Source organism: Arthrobacter globiformis (genome assembly GCF_030815865.1).
GTDB classification, from domain to species: domain Bacteria; phylum Actinomycetota; class Actinomycetes; order Actinomycetales; family Micrococcaceae; genus Arthrobacter; species Arthrobacter globiformis_B.
Window position 1 is genome coordinate 1,210,204 of the sequence record NZ_JAUSXI010000001.1, and the last position, 17,175, is coordinate 1,227,378.

The window sequence follows — 17,175 nt, forward strand, 5'->3', positions numbered from 1 at the left end:
GGCCCGCGGTACGGTGGGACGGACGCAATTACTGTGCTCGAGGAGCTGAGCTGAATGACGGATCTGATCGACACCACGGAGATGTACCTTCGCACCATTTTGGAGCTGGAGGAAGAGAACATCGTGGCGCTTCGGGCACGCATTGCCGAACGTCTCCGCCACTCAGGCCCCACCGTTTCGCAGACCATCGGCAGGATGGAGCGGGACGGCCTCGTCGTCGTCTCCGGCGACCGCCACCTTGAACTGACCGAGGTGGGCCGCAAGCGCGCCACCGAGGTCATGCGCAAGCACCGCCTCGCCGAGCGCCTCCTCGCGGACGTGATCGGCCTGGACTGGGCCTACGTCCATGACGAGGCCTGCCGGTGGGAACACGTCATGAGTGAACGGGTGGAGCGCAGGATCTACGAACTGCTCGACCACCCCACGGAGTCCCCCTACGGCAACCCGATTCCCGGCCTGGCCGCACTCGGCGGGCAGCCCGCCCGCCCGTTCTCGGACGGCGTGGTGAACCTGCTCGACGCCATGACCAGCTACGGCCCGGAATCCAAGGTCACCGTCAGCCGCCTCGCGGAACCCATCCAGGTGGAGCCGGAACTGCTCCTCCAGCTCGATGAGGGCGGGATCCGGCCGGGCGCCGCCGTCTCGCTTGAACGTGTGGGGGAGTACATTTCTGTCCGCGTGCCCGGGTTTGAGGGCGCCCTTGAGCTGCCGCCGGAAGTCGCTGCGCACGTGTTCGTGCGCGTGGACTAGCTCCCAAAGGCGCCAGGCCGGATGCCGCCGTCCTGTCTGACATCTGCAGGCAGGATGACCTACCACTTGTGCACAGTGAATATAACGGAATTATTACTGCGCCCCTTAATCATCTATAGTTAAACGGCAACGCCGATGCACAAGCGTTACCTGATCTGGAGCCGAACCTTGCCAGCAGATCAGTAGCACGAGTCACCCACTGGCAGGGGCGGGGGAACCACAACCGGCTGTTCTTACAGCCTTGGGGTGAAGTCCGCAGCAGCAAGTCTCTTCCGCAGAAGGAATCCTCCCGGGATACCCCTGTGCCGGAATGGCTTGTTATGGCGGGCCGGGTCCGAACTCTCTGACCCGAATCCGACAGCTAACTTCGCAGGCTATCCAGAGAGGAAGCAGTACTTGTCCATGCAGAATGCCCGGGGCCGCCGCCGCGCGACCGGTCCCGCTCCTGAGCCGCGCCTCGCGGAGGCCATTGCCGCGGACCGCCCCCGGGACGCCCAGCGTGAAGCGCGCCGCCGCCGTCGGGGTCCGTTCCGGCAGGTTACGGATTTCGCCTCGGCCAGTGGCGTCGGGCAAAAGGCTGGAGTGGCCCTTGCCGCCACCGGCCTGCTGCTGACCGTGACTGTTCCCGCGACCAGCCCCGTCCTGGCTGCCGGAGAGCAGCAGGGAGGGGCATCCGCGTCCGCCGCCTCACCGGCCCAGCCGAAGGTCTCCGCGGAAGCGGCAGCAAAGATCGACTTCAGCCGCACGTCCGTCTCCACCACCGGTGACCCGGACGGAAAGCTCAAGCAGCTCCTGAGTGCCCAGTCGGCCGGGAGTATCAAGCGTGCGGCTTCGGTGGGCACCCTGGGCGGGCCGCTGACCACGCTGGTCAAGTCCTCTCCGTTCGGTTACCGGGTCAGCCCGATCACCGGCGGCGCCGGCGAGTTCCACCGCGGCCAGGACTTCGCCGCCCAGTGCGGCACGCAAGTGCTTGCTGCTGCCAGCGGCAAGGTCACCTTCTCGGGCTGGCATCCGTACGGGGGAGGCAACCGCGTGGTCATCGACCACGGCAACGGCTTGGAGACCACGTACAACCACCTGTCGTCCTCCAGCGTCGAGGTTGGCCAAAAGGTCACCCGCGGTGAAGCGATCGCCCTCAGCGGGACCACCGGCGCGTCCACCGGCTGCCACCTCCACTTCGAGGTGATGGTCAACGGGGATGTCGTTGATCCCACCGGCTGGCTCTGAGCCCAGTCGAGTGAGCACTCTCATTCCTGTGACACGCCGTGACCTGAATGTGACATTAGCTCCGAACTGCTGTACCGTCTAAACCGCGTCAACTTTTCCGAAGTTGACGCTCTTGAGTGGATTGCCTAGCTCTGCCACCGCTCAAGGTCCGTTCGCATTACATCGTCTGGCAGGGGCGGGGGAACCAATTTTGGTCTTCGCAAGAAGGCCTTGGGGTTAAGTCGCAAAGCTTCTCAGGAAGCGGAGCGGCCGGGTGCACTCCCATCCGAATCCGACAGCTCACCTCGCAGGCATTGGGAGAGGCTACCTTCGTGTCTTCACGCCACAATGCCGCGCGCCACCGCGCGCAAACGGTTCGTATGAACCCCTTGGACTCCGTGTCCAAGGCGGTTAGCGCCAATGCCGGCACAGTTGGTCGCCAGGCAGCTGTTATCGCAGCCGCTTCAGGTCTCATCCTGAGCGTTGGCATGCCTGCCAACGCAGCCGACGCCAACATTGGTGTTTCCGCCTCCTCGGAGACCGGATCCCAGGCCGCGCAGCTTGCTGTGACGGCCGCGCCAACCGCCACTGTCACCTTCGAGCGTCCTGCCGTCACCACGGTGGCCGCCCCGGTCGCCGAAACCATTGCTCCGCAGTCGAGCGATGAGGGCCCGGCGGGCGACGCAGGCCAGGCCAGCGACGAGAGCGCCGGTGCGGCCCAGGCCGTCACCGCCAAGTCCACCGATGGTGCGGCCTCCGCCGCAGCGTCAGGGCTGGCTGCGATCGCGTACACCGGCATCGGCAACCCGTACGTCTGGGGCGGCACAACCCCCAGCGGCTGGGACTGCTCCGGCTTCACCCAGTGGGTTTACGCTCAGGCAGGCATCAGCATTCCCCGTGTCAACGCGTGGAACGCCATGAAGCCCACTTCGACGCCTGCTCCCGGCGACCTGGTCATGCAGAACGGCGGCGCCCATGTGGGCATCTACGTCGGCAACGGCATGATGATCAGCGCGCTGAACCCCTCGGACGGAACGCTCCTGCACGCGGTGTCCGCCACGGGCACGTCCTCCTTCTTCACCCTTCGCTAAAAATCCGATTCGAGACGGGCCGGCTTACCCCCAAGATGCCGGCGCGTCGATAACCCACGCCTGCTACCGCGGTCCGTGGAACACGAAAGAGAGAAATTAATGACTACACGTGCGACCATTGCACGCCACCGCGCCGAGGTCACCAAGACCAACTCGCTGGCTGTCATTGCCAAGGCCGTCGGCGACAACGCCGGTGGCATGGGCCGCCAGGCGGCAGTTATCGCTGCTGCTTCCGGTCTTGTCCTGACCAGCGGCATCGCCGCCAACGCTGCTGAAACCAACGTTCAGCGCGAATCCGCCGCAGCTTCCACCCTGGAAGTCGAGTCCGCTGCACCGGCCGCCATCTCCGCTGCATCCAGCATCGCGATCTCCTACGAGAAGCCTGCTGTCTCCACCGCCCCGGCTCCCGTCGTCGAGGCCCCCAAGCCTGTCGTCAAGGTCCAGGAAGCGGCTCCCGCCGTTGAGGCTGCTCCGGTTGCTGAAGCCGCACCCGCAGTCCAGGCCACGGCCGCCGTCGAAACCGCTGCCCCGGCAGCGCCGAAGACCACTGCCGCCAGCGGCAAGGGCGCTGCAATCGCTGCTGCGGCCTACGCGCAGCTGGGCGTCTCCCAGGACTGCACCGCCCTGGCCACCAACGCACTCGCAGCTGTGGGCATCCACTACCACGGATGGCCGGCAGGCTACCTGTCCCTCGGCCGCACTGTCAGCGCTGCTGAGGCCCGGCCGGGCGACCTCGCCTACTACCAGAACGGCGGCATGGGCCTGGCCCACATCGCTGTGTACGTCGGCAACGGCCAGGCCGTCCACGGTGGCTGGAACGGCGGAACCACCGCACTGTTCAGCGTGAACGTCGGCTCCGGCCCGGTCTTCATCCGCGTCGGCGGCTAAGACACCCCAAGCGTTACGGAAGGACCCCCGCCAGCATGGCGGGGGTCCTTTTTTGTTTGCCCCCGCATGAATTTTTGGTGACACGCCATGGCGATGCTTGTGTTCGATTCGCTCATCTGGCTAGTGAGTGTTTACTCTTATGGTGTCGATCCATAGCCCGGACATGCAGAGGGCAGCCGGCCCTCGCGCCTCTGCCGGGTGCGGCCGTGAAGAGGTATGTGCATGCGCACTCTCGTTCTGAATGCTGGATATGAACCGCTGGCGGTTGTGACATTCCGCCGGGCGCTGGTCCTTGTGCTCACCGGAAAGGCAAGCGTGGTGGCCGAAGGCGACGATCCTGTCGTCGGGCCACAGGACATCATGGGCCGCCCGTCCGTGATTCTCCTCAACCGCTACATCCGCCCCCGGTACAACATGATCACCGCGGTGAGCAGGCGCGGTGTGCTTCGCCGCGACGGCCACCGGTGCGCCTACTGCGGCAAGGCAGCCCACACCATAGACCATGTCCAGCCGAAATCGCGGGGCGGTGCGGACTCCTGGGAGAACCTCGTCGCAGCCTGCCTTCGCTGCAACAACGTCAAGGGCGACCACACGCCCAGCGAAATGGGCTGGAAGCTCCGGTTCGATCCGGCGCCACCGGTGGGCACGATGTGGCAGATCAAGGAGCTGGAGAAGCCCACACCGGCGTGGGATCCGTTCCTGCTTCCGGAAAGAGCAGCCTGACTCCAGCCTGAGCCTTCCAGGCTTACGCTGGGTAGGTGGACTTTGACGCAATAATCCTGGCCGGCGGCCGCTCCTCGCGACTGGGCGGCTCACCCAAGTCTGCCCTGATGTACGACGGCGCTACCCTCCTTGAGCGTTCCCTCGCGGCTGCCGCGGGTGCCCGGCACACTGTTGTGGTGGGACCTGAGGCGGCGGGCCTTCCCGGTGAGGTTCTCACCTCGCGTGAGGACCCGCCTTTTGCGGGTCCTGCGGCGGCAATCGCCGCGGGCCTGGCCGCGCTGCGGGGTGCAGACCCCGCGGACATGGTCCTGGTTCTCGCGTGCGACATGCCGCGTGTGGGCAATGCTGTCCGCGCCCTCCTGGACTCTCTCCCCGGCGCGGGGGCTGACGGCGTCATGGCGGCATCGGCCGACGGGCGGCTGCAGCCGCTGGCGGGTTTTTATGGCACAGCTGCGCTGGAACGCTCCGTGCAGGCTGCCGTGGCACGCAACGCCCTCGTGCACGGGTCAGTCTTCGCCCTCCTTGCTAGTCTTGACGTGCAGGCTGTGGTTGTCCCCGCGGGCTCCACGGACGACGTGGACACCTGGGACGATGCGGCCGCGTTGGGAGTAGCTGTCCGGGAGCAATGACCCGCATTCCGGACCGCCGTGGATTTGGAGGCAGGCATGAAAAGCCAGGACGAGACGCTTGAGGAGTGGTGCCGTCTGCTGCTGCGGGCCTTCGAGCTCGAGGATGTGGACGTGGACATCAACGAGGTGTTGTCCGTCGCGGGGGTTGCCGCGCACTCCGTGGTGCGTCCCGCGGCACCCCTCACCACCTTCATAGCAGGCCTCGCCGCCGGCTTGGGATGTGCTTCGGGCCAGGCTCCGGACGTCCACGCCATGCAGGGCGCCATGGACGTGGCCCGTGCCGTTGCCAAGGCCTACGCCGCCGATGAGGCGCAGGCTGCTGCGGGTGCCCCGGCCGCAGGTACCGCCGGAACTTCGGCGCCCACCGGGACCCCGGGGGAATGACAGCCGCGCCCGAGCACCGCTCTACCGACCCATACTCCTCCGGGGACGCAACCGCTGCCGACGACGCAACTGCTTCCGGCTCCGAAGCCGAGCCTGCGTCGGACGCCAAACCCGGTGCCGACGCCGAACCCGCCGGGGTGGAACCGGACGCACACGTGGAGCCGGACGCACACGTGGAGCCGGACGCACACGTGGAGCCGGACGCACACGTGGAGCCGGACGCACACGTGGAGCCGGACGCCGAGGTGGAGCCGGACGCGCCGGCGAAGCACCTGGCGCACACCTGGGCGGAGGCCCGGCAGGCCGCCTTCGACTGTGCTGCCCCGATACCCGCGGCACCTGTTCCCTTGCGTGACGCCGTGGGCCGGACTCTGGCCGCGGACATCACCGCCCGCCAGGACATGCCGCACTATGCGTCGTCGGCCATGGACGGCTGGGCCGTTAACGGAACAGGTCCATGGATCCTGGCCGAGCCGGGGCAGCGTCTCGCACCGCACCAGGCGAGCGTGATTGTGACGGGCGGACTGATTCCCCCGGGCGGCAAGGCGGTGCTGCGCACCGAGAGCGGTGTGATGTCCACGGACGACGACGGCCTGCCTGTCCTGACGCTGGGAAGCGCCGCCCGACCCGGCGAACCGAGGAACGGCCAGCACATCCGGAAGGCCGCAGAGGAAGCAACCGCCGGGGACGTGCTGGTCAGGACCGGCGCCGTGCTGAATCCCGCCCATGTGGCCCTCGCCGCCCTGGCCGGGTATGACGAGGTGGAGGTGCTCGGCAAACCGGTGGTGAAGCTGGTGCTGACAGGCTCCGAAGTGGTGGAGCAGGGACTGCCCGAGCCCGGGCGGGTGCGTGACACGTTCGGGCCACAGCTGGCCACGGTCGTGGAGATGCTGGGCGGCCTGTGCCGTGAACAGGTCCGCATCGGGGACAGCTACACGGAATGGCTGGAGGGCCTCGAGGATTCAGGCCTCCCTGAGGCACTGAACCTGCCGGCCGACGTCGTCATCACCACCGGTGGCACCGGCCGTTCCGGCAACGATCACTTCAGGCGTGCCGTGGCCGAACTGGGCGGACGGCTGATCATTGACGGCGTGGCAATGCGGCCCGGACACCCCGCCGTCCTCGCGGAACTTCCGGACGGGCGCTTCGTGCTGGGGCTGCCGGGCAACCCGCTGGCGGCCATGATGGCATTGTCCACGGTGGGCGCGCCGCTCCTGGCTTCCCTCGGACATGGCCAGCTGCCGCCGGTCCGGGAAGTCCCCTCCGGCACCATGCTCGAGCCCGACCCCGGCCGCACGCGGCTGATGCCCTTCCGCCTCCTCTACGGCATGGCCTCGCCCGCGCAGCACACCGGCCCGGGCATGATGCGCGGACTGGCGTCGGCCGACGGCGTCCTGGTGGTGCCGCCGCACGGCGTGCAGCTCGGCGAGATGGTGCCGGCTTTCGCCCTGCCCTGGGGCCCGGCCATCCCTGAGCCCAAGACCGCCGAACCCAAACCCAAGAGCCCGGCACGGAAGTCTGCGTCCCGGGCGTCCGCCAAGCAGGGAGCCCAGAACGGGCCGGTGGACTGGAGTGCCCTGCTCGACTGAGGTGCAATGATGGAGGCATGAACAGCCACTCAGCGCGGAGTCTCGCATGGGCCGTGTAACGCAACGACGCAAGGTGCACCGCTACGTCCTGGACGGCTCGGCCGCGGCATTGGAGTTCCCGGTCCGGCACCGCGAGGACGTGCTCGCCGTGGAGGAACCGCTCGAGATCCGGCTGGGCAACCTTTCGTACTCGGTCACTATGCGGACGCCCGGGGACGACTTCGACCTGGTGGCAGGCTTCCTCGTCTCCGAGGGCGTCATCTGGGAAGCCGATCAGCTGATCTCGCTCAGGTTCTGCGCCGGCGAAGACGAAAACGGGATCCAGACATTTAACGTGGTCGAAGCCCAGCTGCGGCCAGATGTGCCACTGCCGGACACCGGGCGGCACGTCTACACGTCCAGCTCGTGCGGGATCTGCGGCACGGACTCCATTGAATCGGTCACCAAGTCCTCGCACTTCAACCCCGCCGCCGACCAGCTCACCGTTCCGGTCGAAACGCTTGCCTCCCTGCCGGACAGGTTGCGGGAGGCGCAGGCCGTCTTCGAAGTCACCGGGGGAGTGCACGCTGCCGGACTGTTCAGGATTGACGACGACGGCGGTGCAGAGTTGCTGTGCCTCCGGGAGGACGTGGGCAGGCACAACGCGGTGGACAAGGTGGTTGGCTGGGCCCTGCGCGAACGGCGGCTACCGCTCACGAACACCGTGCTCCAGGTGTCGGGGCGGGCCTCTTTTGAGCTAGTCCAGAAGGCCGCATTGGCCGGCATCCCGGTGCTCGCCGCGGTCAGCGCTCCATCCAGCCTTGCCGTGGAGCTGGCCGAATCCACCGGCGTCACGCTTGCAGGGTTCAGCCGGGGCACCAGCCTGAACGTCTACACAGGTGCCGGCCGCATCTCCACGCCTTCGCCGGTGCCACAGTAGACGCGTGGCCCCTTGGCGGCCGGACGCCCAGGCAGTAGATTTTATCCATCGAATGGAACCGTTGATCCGCTCATAAGGTAGCTGAACTGCCCGGACCCAAGCTGACCGCGCCGCCCATGCCCCCACGAAAGCCAGCACAGCCCGCTTCAGCTTTCACGTACTAAAGAGGTACACATTGCACGACGACCGCCGGATCACGGAAGTCCGCCTGGACCGCTTTGTCCGCGAACGGATCACCCCTGCCATTTATGGGCGCAGCGTGCCCCTGGAGCTGAGCAGCTGGGACGTTCCGGATGAACCCGTCCCGGTTCTGGAGGCCCTGCGCCAGGAGTTCGGGCCGCAGGAACACGGTGCCGCCTGGGGGCGCCCGTGGAGCACCAAGTGGCTGCGGCTTCAGGGAGAGGTGCCGGACGCCTGGGGAACCGCGCCGGATACCGAGGTGGAGATTGTCGTGGACCTCGGGTTCACCACGGAGATCCCCGGCTTCCAGTGCGAGGGGATCGCGTGGCGCCCGGACGGCAGTGTCATGAAGGCCATCTCGCCCCGCAACCAGCACATCCCGCTGAAGCTGCTGGGTAGCGGGCTCGCTGTGGACTTCTATGTGGAGGCAGCAGCCAATCCTGATGTTGCCCAGGGCTGGAGCTTCGCGCCGACTCCGTACGGGGACAAGGCCACCGCGGGCAACGAACCGCAGTACCGCCTGGGCAGCATCGCCATCGCGGAGCTGAACCGAGCAGTGTGGGAGCTCCAGCAGGACGTGCTGACACTCAGCGGCCTCATGCATGAGCTGCCCACCGAACTGCCGCGGCGGCACGAGATCCTCCGTGCCCTGGAACGCATGATGGACATCATGGACCCGGACGACGTCGCCGGCACAGCGCCCGCCGGGCGGGCAGCGCTGGCGGAGGTGCTGGCCAGGCCTGCCTACGCCTCGGCCCACCAGTTGCTGGCCACCGGGCATGCGCACATCGATTCGGCCTGGCTGTGGCCTGTCCGGGAAACCATGCGCAAGTGCGCCCGGACCTTTTCCAACGTTGTTGCCCTCATGGACGAGGATCCGGACTTTGTCTTCTCCTGCTCCTCCGCGCAGCAGATGGCCTGGATCAAGGAGTTCTACCCCGAACTGTTCGGCCGCATCCGGGAAAAGGTGAAGTCCGGCCAGTTCATTCCCGTGGGCGGCATGTGGGTGGAGTCTGACACCAACATGCCTGGCGGTGAGGCCATGGCCCGGCAGTTCGTCGAAGGCAAGAGCTTCTTCCTCAAGGAATTCGACGTCGAGTGCAGGGAAGCCTGGCTACCGGACTCCTTCGGGTACTCCGCAGCCCTGCCGCAGATCGTCAAGGCCGCGGGCAGCCGCTGGTTCCTGACCCAGAAGATCTCCTGGAACCAGATCAACCGGATGCCGCACCACACCTTCAACTGGGAGGGCATTGACGGCACCCGCGTCTTCACGCACTTCCCGCCGGTGGACACGTACAACTCCGAACTCAGCGGCCGGGATCTGGCGCACGCCGAGCGCAACTACCGGGACCACGGCCACGGCACCATCTCGCTCGTCCCCTTCGGCTACGGCGACGGCGGTGGCGGACCGACGCGGGAGATGGTCGCTGCCGCGCACCGCGCCGCCGACCTGGAAGGCTCGCCGAAAGTCCGGATCGGAACTCCGCGCAGCTTCTTTGAGCAGGCCGAGGCAGAGTACAAAGCGCTGCCGGTCTGGGTGGGGGAGATGTACTTGGAGCTGCACCGCGGCACCTACACCAGCCAGGCCAGGACCAAGCAGGGCAACCGTCGGTCCGAGCACCTCCTCCGCGAGGCGGAGCTGTGGTGCGCCACTGCCGCCGTCCGCTCCGGCGGGGAGTACACGTACCCCGCGGCCGAGCTGAAGCGGCTGTGGCAGCTGGTCCTGCTGCAGCAGTTCCACGACATACTGCCCGGCAGCGCCATCGCCTGGGTGCACCAGGACGCCGAACGCAACTACGCGGCCGTGGCCAAGGGGCTGGAAACCCTCATCAGCGGGGCGGCCGCGGCCCTCCTGGGCGAAGGCACGCAGGAGTTCCTGCTCAACGCCAGCCCGCATGCCCGCCTGGGAGTCCCGGCGCTCGCGGCCGGAGTGCCTGTGGCAACCCTGGACGCTGCGCCAGCCCAGGATGTTGCGCCAACCCAGAATGCAGTGCCGGCCCGGGAGGCAGTTCAGGCCACGCCGCTGTACGGCGGCTTTGTCCTGGACAACGGCGTTATCCGTGCCGTACTGGATGACAACGGGCTCCTGACGTCGCTGCGGGACCACGGGACCGGCCGCGAGGCCGTCGCCCCCGGCCAGTTCGGAAACCACCTGGAACTGCACCGGGACACCCCCAACGAATGGGACGCCTGGGACATCGACGAGTTCTACCGGCGGAACGTCACCAGCCTTACCGACGCCGCGGAGGTGAGGCTGGAGCGGAACGGCGGGGACGCCGTCGTCGTGGTGGAACGGCTCACCGGCTCCTCCCGCATCACCCAGCGCGTCACGCTGGCGGCGGGCAGCCCGTCCCTGGGCATCTCCACCGAGGTTGACTGGCAGGAGCGCGAGAAGCTGCTCAAACTGGGGTTCCCGCTGGACCTGAGGGCGGACCGGTCGGCGGCGGAAACCCAGTTCGGCCACGTCTTCCGGCCGACCCACGTGAACACCTCGTGGGAGGCGGCCAAGTTCGAGATCTGCGCGCACCGCTGGATCCACGTTTCAGAACCTGGGTACGGCGTGGCCATCGCCAACGCCTCCACGTACGGGCACGACGTCGCCCGGTCTGTCCGGGACGACGGCGGGACCACCACCACCGTCCGGCTCTCGCTGCTGCGCGCTGCCAAGTTCCCCGACCCCCAGGCGGACCGCGGCAGGCACGTGCTTGACGTCTGGATTCGTCCGGCAGCGGGAATCGCCGAGGCCGTGGAAGAGGGTTACCGCGCCAACCTCGCGCCGAGGACGGTGCTGGGCGCGCACCCGGCCGGGGCGCTGGTTACGGTGGACAACCCGGCCCTGGTGGTCGAAGCCGTGAAGCTGGCCGAAGACGGCTCGGGAGACGTCATCGTCCGGCTGTACGAATCACTGGGCCAGCGCTCGGCCGGACGCCTGAGCGCCAACTTCCCGGCCACCGGAATCCTGGCCGTGGACCTGCTCGAGCGGCCGGTCGACGCGACAGGCGTGGTGGCCGGGGCGGACTCCGCTGAGCTCACGCTGCGGCCGTTCCAGCTGGTGACCCTGAGGTTTGCTCGCTGAGCTGGGTTTGCCGCTGAGCTAGGTTTGCCGGCAGCGCCCGAGCCATAGGCGGGCGCTGCCGGCATTACCGTGCTTAAAAATCGTCCAGCTGAGAAATCGTGCAGCTCAGAATTCGTGCAGCAGCCGCCGGACGAACTGCCGGGTTCGCTCCTGCCGTGGCGCCCGGAGGACCTCTGCGGCCGGTCCGCGCTCCACCACCACGCCGCCGTCCATGAAGATGACCTCGTCTGCCACCTGGCGGGCGAAGGCAAGCTCGTGGGTGACGATGACCATGGTCCACCCCTCGTCGGCAAGTTCCTGGATGACGCCCAGGACGTCACCCACGAGTTCCGGGTCCAGCGCCGACGTGGGCTCATCGAACAGCAGCAGCTGGGGTTTCAGGGCCAGGGCACGCACTATGCCCACGCGCTGCTGCTGGCCGCCGGAGAGCTCGAACGGGTAGGCGTCGCGCTTGTCCGCCAGCCCCACCCTGGCTAGGAGCTTTTCGGCCGCGGCCACCGCCTCGGCCCGCTTGCGCTTCTGGACCTGGACCGGTCCTTCGATGACGTTCTGCAGGACGGTCATGTGCGGGAACAGGTTGTAGTGCTGGAACACCATGGCGCTGCGGTCCCGCAGGTCCGAAATCTCTTTCTTGGAGACCTTGGCGGAGAAATTTAGCGCGAGCTCGGTTCCGGGACCCGCAAAGGTGACTGTCCCGGCGTCGGGCGTTTCCAGTCCGTTCAGCGATCGCAGCACGGTGGTCTTGCCCGAACCTGACGGCCCGATCAGGGCCACGACGTTGCCGCGGCGGACGTCGAGGTCGATGTCCCGCAGCACCACGTTGCTGCCGAACGCCTTCGCGAGGTTGCGGACCGACAGCACCGGCCTGCCCTGAGATGCGGCGGCCTGGGGTGCGGCGTGTGCTGCTCCGTCAGTGGGCGACATAGCGGTCCAGTCTCCTTTCAAGCACGGACTGCCCGGAGGAGAGCGCCAGGCAAATGATCCAGTAGACCAGGGCAGCCTCGAGATACAGCACCATGAACTCCTGGCTGAAGGCCGCGATCTGCTGGGCGTTGCGGAACAGCTCCGTGACCAGGATGAGCGAGGCCAGCGACGTGTCCTTCACCAGCGAAATGAAGGTGTTGGACAGCGGCGGCACGGACACCCTCGCAGCCTGCGGCAGGATGATGCGGCGCAGCGACTGGCTTCGGGACATGCCGATGGTGTGGCCGGCTTCCCACTGGCCCTTGGGCACCGACAGGATGGCGGCCCTGATGACCTCGGCCGCATAGCCGCCGATGTTCAGCGAAAAGGCGATGATGGCGCTGGGCCATGGATCGAGCTTCACGCCCAGGCTCGGCAGGCCGTAGAAGATTACAAAAAGCTGCACCAGAAGCGGGGTGCCGCGGATCACCGAAACGTAGAACCGCGCCAGACCGGACACCACGGCGTTCCGGCTTAGCCGCATCAGCGCCACCAGCAGCGCCAGCGCGAGGCCGATGGCGAATGAAGCAAGCGTCAGCGGGATGGTGCCGGTGACTGCGCCCGTGACAATAGGGCCGAAGGAGCTCCAGATGAGATCCCAGTTCGACGGCATCTACTTGGTGACGTCCGTGCTGAAGTACTTGTCCGAGACCTTGGCCAGCGTCCCGTCAGCACGGAGGTCGTCCAGCGCCTTGTCTACCGCCTTTGTGAGCTCCGTGGAGCCCTTGCGGAACACGAAGGCGCTTTCGGACTTCTCCTTGGTTTCAGCGGCGATCTTCAGCCCGGCATCCGGATTGGTCTTCGCGTAGTCGAGATAGGTGAGCTTGTCATTGACGATGGCGTCCACGCGTCCCTGCCGGACCAGCGTCACGCCTTGAGCCCAGCCCTCCACGGACTGCACATTGGCGCCCGCGTCCACGGCCAACTTGTAGAAGTTGCTGGTGAGCGACTGCGCTGTGGTCTTGCCCTTGAGGCTCTCAAAGCTGGTAATGCTGCTGTTGTCCGCCTTCGTCACGATCACGCCCGTGGAGACGGTGTACGGCTTGGAGAAGTCGTACTTGGCCTTGCGTTCCGCGTTGATGGAAATCTGGTTGGCGATGGTGTCGAACCGCTTGGCGTCGAGGCCGGCGAATATCCCGTCGAACTGGGTTTCCTGGAAGGTGGCCTTCACTCCGAGCTTGTCAGCCACGGCGCGGGCGATCTCGACGTCGTAGCCGGTCAGGTCGCCGGCTCCCTCCGCGTGGAAGCTAAAGGGCTTGTAGGTGCCCTCGGTGGCGACGACGATCTCGCCCTTGGATTTCACATCGCTGAGTGACGTGTCCGAGTTGCTGGCAGCCGGAGCCTGGGAACCCCCGCCGCCGCAGGCCGTCAGAGCCAGTGCCAGTCCGGCAAGGGTGGCCGCAAGAGCGGAGCGGCGGGAATGGACACGGTTCATGGCGGGTACCCTTCTTCAGGCTGCTGCGGTAGGCATCGCGGCGGCCGGATCCGGCTCCCGCGGTGCCAGTGCCTGCAACGCATTGGCAAAGACCTTTTATTTCGCCATCATACGGGGGCTGGGGGTTCTGAAAGGCGGGCCGTTAAAAAGGCTGAGTGGGGGCGGTCCCCAACGGCCGCCACCACTCATCCCCCCAATGTGCGATCCGGCAGGCGCCACAGCTTGTGAGCCAGGCAGCAACTACTTTCACACATTCATGATTCTCTCACGGTCTAATGATTTTGTGAATCCCGCTCCGCTACCTTTCGGTAGATGACGTTCCGTGACTCCCACGGCTGGCAACCTTGACGCGTGCCAGCCAGACCAGAATAAGGCCGGATATGTAGAAAACCACCGCCCCGTTGTTCACCGCCGGCGCGACGACGAGGAGCTGGGGCGGCGCAAATTCAAGGCAGAGACCGGCCACAGTGGCCACCGCTCCGGCCGCCATCAGGGCCGCCCCGGTCCTGATGAGCGGGGGCAGGCTTTCCTTGACGCTGCGGAGCAGGGCAGGCAGCAGTGCCAGCGAGACGTAAGCCACGTAGCCCCGCGCGGCAGCCCAGTAGTACGGAAGCAGGGCCTCATTCCGGGCGCTGACCGCGCCGGCATCCCTGAAACGCACTGACGAGGGGGCCGGTTCCATCATAAGGAAGACCGTCACGAGGCCAGCTGAGAAAATCGCGAGCATGCCCAGCCCCGGACGCCCGGCGATCATGCGGTGGGCGTCGGGGGCACCAAACCCCTTCGTGACGCGGACTGCGATGAGGAAGATCGTGGCGAAAACAATCAGGCGCAGCAGGACGTGCGCAATGTTGACTCCGCCGAGGGCTCCGTCGATGGCCATGTAGAACTGTTCGATACTCAGGACTGCGGCAGCCGTCGCCAGCAGGAAGATGAAGAACAGGGTTGGGTTCAGTCCGCGCAGTGCGCTCGGAATCCGGGCCAGGGCGGCACCGGCGCACACAACCAGTGTTATCCACGGGAGAATTTCGCTCATACCAGGTTCTCCCAGATTCTTTCGGTCTGTTCCTGGTCCTGCTCCTGCCGCCGGAGGGTCTTGCCCAGCGCCTGGAGGCGTTCGCCGGCCAGGGCGGCCAGGTCGCCGTCGCTGAGCCGGTCCAGGGCCGCCTGCCGTGCGCCCGGCGGCCAGCCGGCTTCCGCTTCGGTCACCAGCCCCGTAGCCACCAGTCCGCCGGCCAGTCCGACGCCGGCAGCCCGGGAGGTGGCGACGGCAAGTTCCGGGGCGAGCCGGTTGGCGGTCAGTTGAGCGGAGTAGTTCTGCGGGGCGACGCCGGTAGCGGCGGAGACGCGGTGCCGGAGTTCGCCGTCGTCGATTGCGTCCACCCAGTTCTTCACGGAAGTGGCATGCGGCGGCGGGCTGAGTTCCGGCTGGCCAGTAGCCGTGCAGCCTGTGCCGGTGGAGCCCATGGGTGCGGTGCGGACAATGACGGCACGCAGCAGGTCGACGGTGGCGATTTGGCTTACCAGTTCCTTGTCGGAAGGAGGGAGGGAGGAACTGGCGAGGTCGCTGTACGTGTCAAAGGTGGCCAGCGCGGCGACCGGATTGATGTTGTAGGCCCGGCTGATGCTCACGACAGTAGTCTCGGCAACCTTTCCCCGCACCAGCTGCTGGGCGAGGGTGGTGCGCTTGACCCCGGAGACCCTGCAGATATCGGCCGTGCTGGTGTCCGGTGCCACGCCATTTAGCCAGCGCTGGAATGCTTTGGCGGGGAGGGGCATGAAACGCTCTCTGGTGAACGAATGGTTGAGTCGATACTAACGGCGTTCGCCGCGCAACGGCCGGTGATTCCGGCCGGCCCGGCTGCTGGCCACCCAGATGAGTGCCAGGCCGACGACGAAACACAGGATGGCCGTGTAGTTAACGACGAAGCGCAGGAACCCCAGCCCCGGCGGGACGACGGGGAACAACAACGAAAGGGGGATCGCGATGCTGCCCACGGCCAGAAGCGCCGCGCTCATCCGGAGCAGCGCGGGCAGCGGGCTCCGGATGGCTCGCAGCATCCCCGGCAGGATCGCGAGACACACGAACGCCGGGTAGGCACGCCCGGCGGCGCCGTAATACTCCACGAGGAGGGCGTTCTGCTGATTCTTGGCCGCCACCTCTACGAGCCCCGCCGACGATCCCGACGTGTCCATCAGGACAAAGCAGACCACCAGCACGGCAGAAATCAGTCCCAGGGCAAGCATGCCGGTGCGGCCCCGCATCAGCTGGATTCCGCGGCTGTCCCCGAACCCGGCAGCAATCCGAAGGGCAAGGAAGAAGATGGCCCCGAAGATGATGAAGCGCAGCAGCAGGTTGGCCACGTTGGCACTGCCGAGCAGGGCATCGATCGCCAGATAGGGACCGTCGATGCTGAGCAGGATGGCCAGTGTCAGTAGCGCCAGAGCGTAGAAGATGGAGCTGTTCTTCCGGCGGATCAGGTTCGGGATTCTGCTCAGCGTGGCCGCGCCGGACGCGATCAGCGTGGTCCACTGCAGGATTTCAATCATCCGAGGTTCTCCCAGATCGTTTCGGTTTGTCGTTGGTCGTGTTCTTGCCGCCGCAAGGTCTTGCCGAGCGCCTGGAGGCGTTCGCCGGCCAGAAAGATCAGTTCGCCGTCGGTCATGCTATCCAGGGCAGCTTGCCGGGCACCGGGCGGCCAGCCGGCTTCGGCTTCGGTCACCAGCCCCGTTGCCACCAGTCCGCCGGCCAGTCCGACGCCGGCGGCCCGGGAGGTGGCGACGGCAAGTTCCGGGGCGAGCCGGTTGGCGGTCAGTTGTGCTGAATAGTTTTGCGGGGCGACGCCGGTGGCGGCGGAGACGCGGTGGCGGAGTTCGCCGTCGTCGATTGCGTCCACCCAGTTTTTCACTGAGGTGGCATGCGGCGGCGGGCTGAGTCCGGGTGGCCCTGTGCCTTTACCTGTGCCGGCGTCCAGCTCGGTGCGGGCGATGATGGCGTGCAGCAGGTCCGCGGTGGCGATCTGGCTGACCAGTTCCTGCAGCGTGGGCGGGATCGGCGGTTTTCCCAGATCCCGGTAAGGCTCAAAGGAGCCCAGCGCTGCCATCGGATTAATATTGAAGGCCCGGCTGATCCCCACCACGGTTACCTCGGCCACCTTCCCGCGGACCAACTGCTGGGCCAGGGTGGTGCGCTTGACCCCTGACGCCCTGGCCACATCAGCAACGCTGGCATCCGGCGCGACGCCGTGCAGCCAGCGCTGGAAAGCCTTGGCGGGTAGGGGCATGGAACGCTCTCTGCTGACGGGCGGGGTGGTGCGAAGTGGCGGCCCGCCGGCCTCGATT

The 17,175-nt window shown here is 66.8% G+C and carries 17 protein-coding genes and 2 riboswitches; of the genes, 10 read left to right on the forward strand and 7 right to left on the reverse strand.

Going from position 1 to position 17,175, the window contains the following annotated elements:
• Positions 1–54: 54 nt before the first annotated feature.
• The 10 genes from QFZ33_RS05645 (at position 55) to QFZ33_RS05690 (ending at position 11,435) form a co-directional block, all read left to right on the forward strand.
• On the forward strand, positions 55–750 hold the full coding sequence (locus tag QFZ33_RS05645) for a metal-dependent transcriptional regulator (protein WP_307025611.1): 696 nt from the start codon (positions 55–57) through the stop codon (positions 748–750).
• 149 nt (positions 751–899) lie between these two features.
• Positions 900–1,141: riboswitch (cyclic di-AMP (ydaO/yuaA leader) on the forward strand.
• 11 nt (positions 1,142–1,152) lie between these two features.
• Entirely contained in the window at positions 1,153–1,977 is an 825-nt protein-coding gene (locus QFZ33_RS05650) for a M23 family metallopeptidase (protein WP_307031676.1), read from the forward strand.
• A 136-nt stretch (positions 1,978–2,113) separates the two neighbouring features.
• Positions 2,114–2,284: riboswitch (cyclic di-AMP (ydaO/yuaA leader) on the forward strand.
• A gap of 52 nt (positions 2,285–2,336) precedes the next feature.
• Entirely contained in the window at positions 2,337–3,047 is a 711-nt protein-coding gene (locus QFZ33_RS05655; protein ID WP_307025613.1) for a C40 family peptidase, read from the forward strand.
• A gap of 99 nt (positions 3,048–3,146) precedes the next feature.
• Positions 3,147–3,935, forward strand: a complete 789-nt coding sequence (locus tag QFZ33_RS05660; RefSeq protein WP_307025615.1) for an NlpC/P60 family protein — start codon at positions 3,147–3,149, stop codon at positions 3,933–3,935.
• A gap of 222 nt (positions 3,936–4,157) precedes the next feature.
• On the forward strand, positions 4,158–4,658 hold the full coding sequence (locus QFZ33_RS05665; protein ID WP_003804664.1) for an HNH endonuclease: 501 nt from the start codon (positions 4,158–4,160) through the stop codon (positions 4,656–4,658).
• Positions 4,659–4,693: 35 nt separating this feature from the next.
• Entirely contained in the window at positions 4,694–5,287 is a 594-nt protein-coding gene (gene mobA, locus QFZ33_RS05670; RefSeq protein ID WP_307025618.1) for a molybdenum cofactor guanylyltransferase, read from the forward strand.
• 36 nt (positions 5,288–5,323) lie between these two features.
• Complete coding sequence (locus tag QFZ33_RS05675; protein ID WP_307025620.1) at positions 5,324–5,671, forward strand: DUF6457 domain-containing protein; 348 nt, start codon at positions 5,324–5,326, stop codon at positions 5,669–5,671.
• Entirely contained in the window at positions 5,668–7,260 is a 1,593-nt protein-coding gene (locus QFZ33_RS05680; protein ID WP_307025621.1) for a molybdopterin-binding protein, read from the forward strand. The genes QFZ33_RS05675 and QFZ33_RS05680 overlap by 4 nt, the downstream gene beginning before the upstream one ends.
• A gap of 46 nt (positions 7,261–7,306) precedes the next feature.
• The gene (gene fdhD / locus QFZ33_RS05685; protein WP_307025623.1) at positions 7,307–8,179 is read left to right on the forward strand and encodes a formate dehydrogenase accessory sulfurtransferase FdhD; all 873 of its coding nucleotides are present in this window, start codon (positions 7,307–7,309) and stop codon (positions 8,177–8,179) included.
• Between the two features lie 175 nt (positions 8,180–8,354).
• The gene (locus QFZ33_RS05690) at positions 8,355–11,435 is read left to right on the forward strand and encodes an alpha-mannosidase (RefSeq protein ID WP_307025625.1); all 3,081 of its coding nucleotides are present in this window, start codon (positions 8,355–8,357) and stop codon (positions 11,433–11,435) included.
• 105 nt (positions 11,436–11,540) lie between these two features.
• Here the strand turns inward: QFZ33_RS05690 and QFZ33_RS05695 are convergent, their stop codons facing one another.
• From QFZ33_RS05695 to QFZ33_RS05725, 7 genes are all read right to left on the reverse strand, one after another.
• Positions 11,541–12,359, reverse strand: a complete 819-nt coding sequence (locus QFZ33_RS05695; RefSeq protein WP_307025627.1) for an amino acid ABC transporter ATP-binding protein — start codon at positions 12,357–12,359, stop codon at positions 11,541–11,543.
• Positions 12,346–13,011, reverse strand: a complete 666-nt coding sequence (locus tag QFZ33_RS05700) for an amino acid ABC transporter permease (RefSeq protein WP_307025629.1) — start codon at positions 13,009–13,011, stop codon at positions 12,346–12,348. The genes QFZ33_RS05695 and QFZ33_RS05700 overlap by 14 nt, the downstream gene beginning before the upstream one ends.
• Positions 13,012–13,833, reverse strand: a complete 822-nt coding sequence (locus QFZ33_RS05705) for an amino acid ABC transporter substrate-binding protein (RefSeq protein ID WP_307025632.1) — start codon at positions 13,831–13,833, stop codon at positions 13,012–13,014. It lies immediately after the preceding gene.
• A 298-nt stretch (positions 13,834–14,131) separates the two neighbouring features.
• Entirely contained in the window at positions 14,132–14,869 is a 738-nt protein-coding gene (locus QFZ33_RS05710) for a hypothetical protein (RefSeq protein WP_307025634.1), read from the reverse strand.
• Entirely contained in the window at positions 14,866–15,612 is a 747-nt protein-coding gene (locus QFZ33_RS05715; RefSeq protein ID WP_307025636.1) for a hypothetical protein, read from the reverse strand. The genes QFZ33_RS05710 and QFZ33_RS05715 overlap by 4 nt, the downstream gene beginning before the upstream one ends.
• A gap of 36 nt (positions 15,613–15,648) precedes the next feature.
• The gene (locus QFZ33_RS05720; RefSeq protein ID WP_307025638.1) at positions 15,649–16,383 is read right to left on the reverse strand and encodes a hypothetical protein; all 735 of its coding nucleotides are present in this window, start codon (positions 16,381–16,383) and stop codon (positions 15,649–15,651) included.
• Positions 16,380–17,117 carry a hypothetical protein gene (locus tag QFZ33_RS05725; protein WP_307025640.1) on the reverse strand — a complete coding sequence of 246 codons (738 nt, stop codon included), beginning with the start codon at positions 17,115–17,117 and terminating at the stop codon, positions 16,380–16,382. The genes QFZ33_RS05720 and QFZ33_RS05725 overlap by 4 nt, the downstream gene beginning before the upstream one ends.
• Positions 17,118–17,175 lie beyond the last annotated feature (58 nt).

Bases quoted from the DNA above. Each gene is read 5' to 3' on its own strand.
- QFZ33_RS05645 (WP_307025611.1), top strand. From the start codon at position 55: ATGACGGATCTGATCGACACCACGGAGATGTACCTTCGCACCATTTTG.
- QFZ33_RS05650 (WP_307031676.1), top strand. From the start codon at position 1,153: ATGCAGAATGCCCGGGGCCGCCGCCGCGCGACCGGTCCCGCTCCTGAG.
- QFZ33_RS05655 (WP_307025613.1), top strand. From the start codon at position 2,337: ATGAACCCCTTGGACTCCGTGTCCAAGGCGGTTAGCGCCAATGCCGGC.
- QFZ33_RS05660 (WP_307025615.1), top strand. From the start codon at position 3,147: ATGACTACACGTGCGACCATTGCACGCCACCGCGCCGAGGTCACCAAG.
- QFZ33_RS05665 (WP_003804664.1), top strand. From the start codon at position 4,158: ATGCGCACTCTCGTTCTGAATGCTGGATATGAACCGCTGGCGGTTGTG.
- QFZ33_RS05675 (WP_307025620.1), top strand. From the start codon at position 5,324: ATGAAAAGCCAGGACGAGACGCTTGAGGAGTGGTGCCGTCTGCTGCTG.
- QFZ33_RS05680 (WP_307025621.1), top strand. From the start codon at position 5,668: ATGACAGCCGCGCCCGAGCACCGCTCTACCGACCCATACTCCTCCGGG.
- fdhD (WP_307025623.1), top strand. From the start codon at position 7,307: ATGGGCCGTGTAACGCAACGACGCAAGGTGCACCGCTACGTCCTGGAC.
- QFZ33_RS05695 (WP_307025627.1), bottom strand. From the start codon at position 12,359: ATGTCGCCCACTGACGGAGCAGCACACGCCGCACCCCAGGCCGCCGCA.
- QFZ33_RS05700 (WP_307025629.1), bottom strand. From the start codon at position 13,011: ATGCCGTCGAACTGGGATCTCATCTGGAGCTCCTTCGGCCCTATTGTC.
- QFZ33_RS05705 (WP_307025632.1), bottom strand. From the start codon at position 13,833: ATGAACCGTGTCCATTCCCGCCGCTCCGCTCTTGCGGCCACCCTTGCC.
- QFZ33_RS05710 (WP_307025634.1), bottom strand. From the start codon at position 14,869: ATGAGCGAAATTCTCCCGTGGATAACACTGGTTGTGTGCGCCGGTGCC.
- QFZ33_RS05715 (WP_307025636.1), bottom strand. From the start codon at position 15,612: ATGCCCCTCCCCGCCAAAGCATTCCAGCGCTGGCTAAATGGCGTGGCA.
- QFZ33_RS05720 (WP_307025638.1), bottom strand. From the start codon at position 16,383: ATGATTGAAATCCTGCAGTGGACCACGCTGATCGCGTCCGGCGCGGCC.
- QFZ33_RS05725 (WP_307025640.1), bottom strand. From the start codon at position 17,117: ATGCCCCTACCCGCCAAGGCTTTCCAGCGCTGGCTGCACGGCGTCGCG.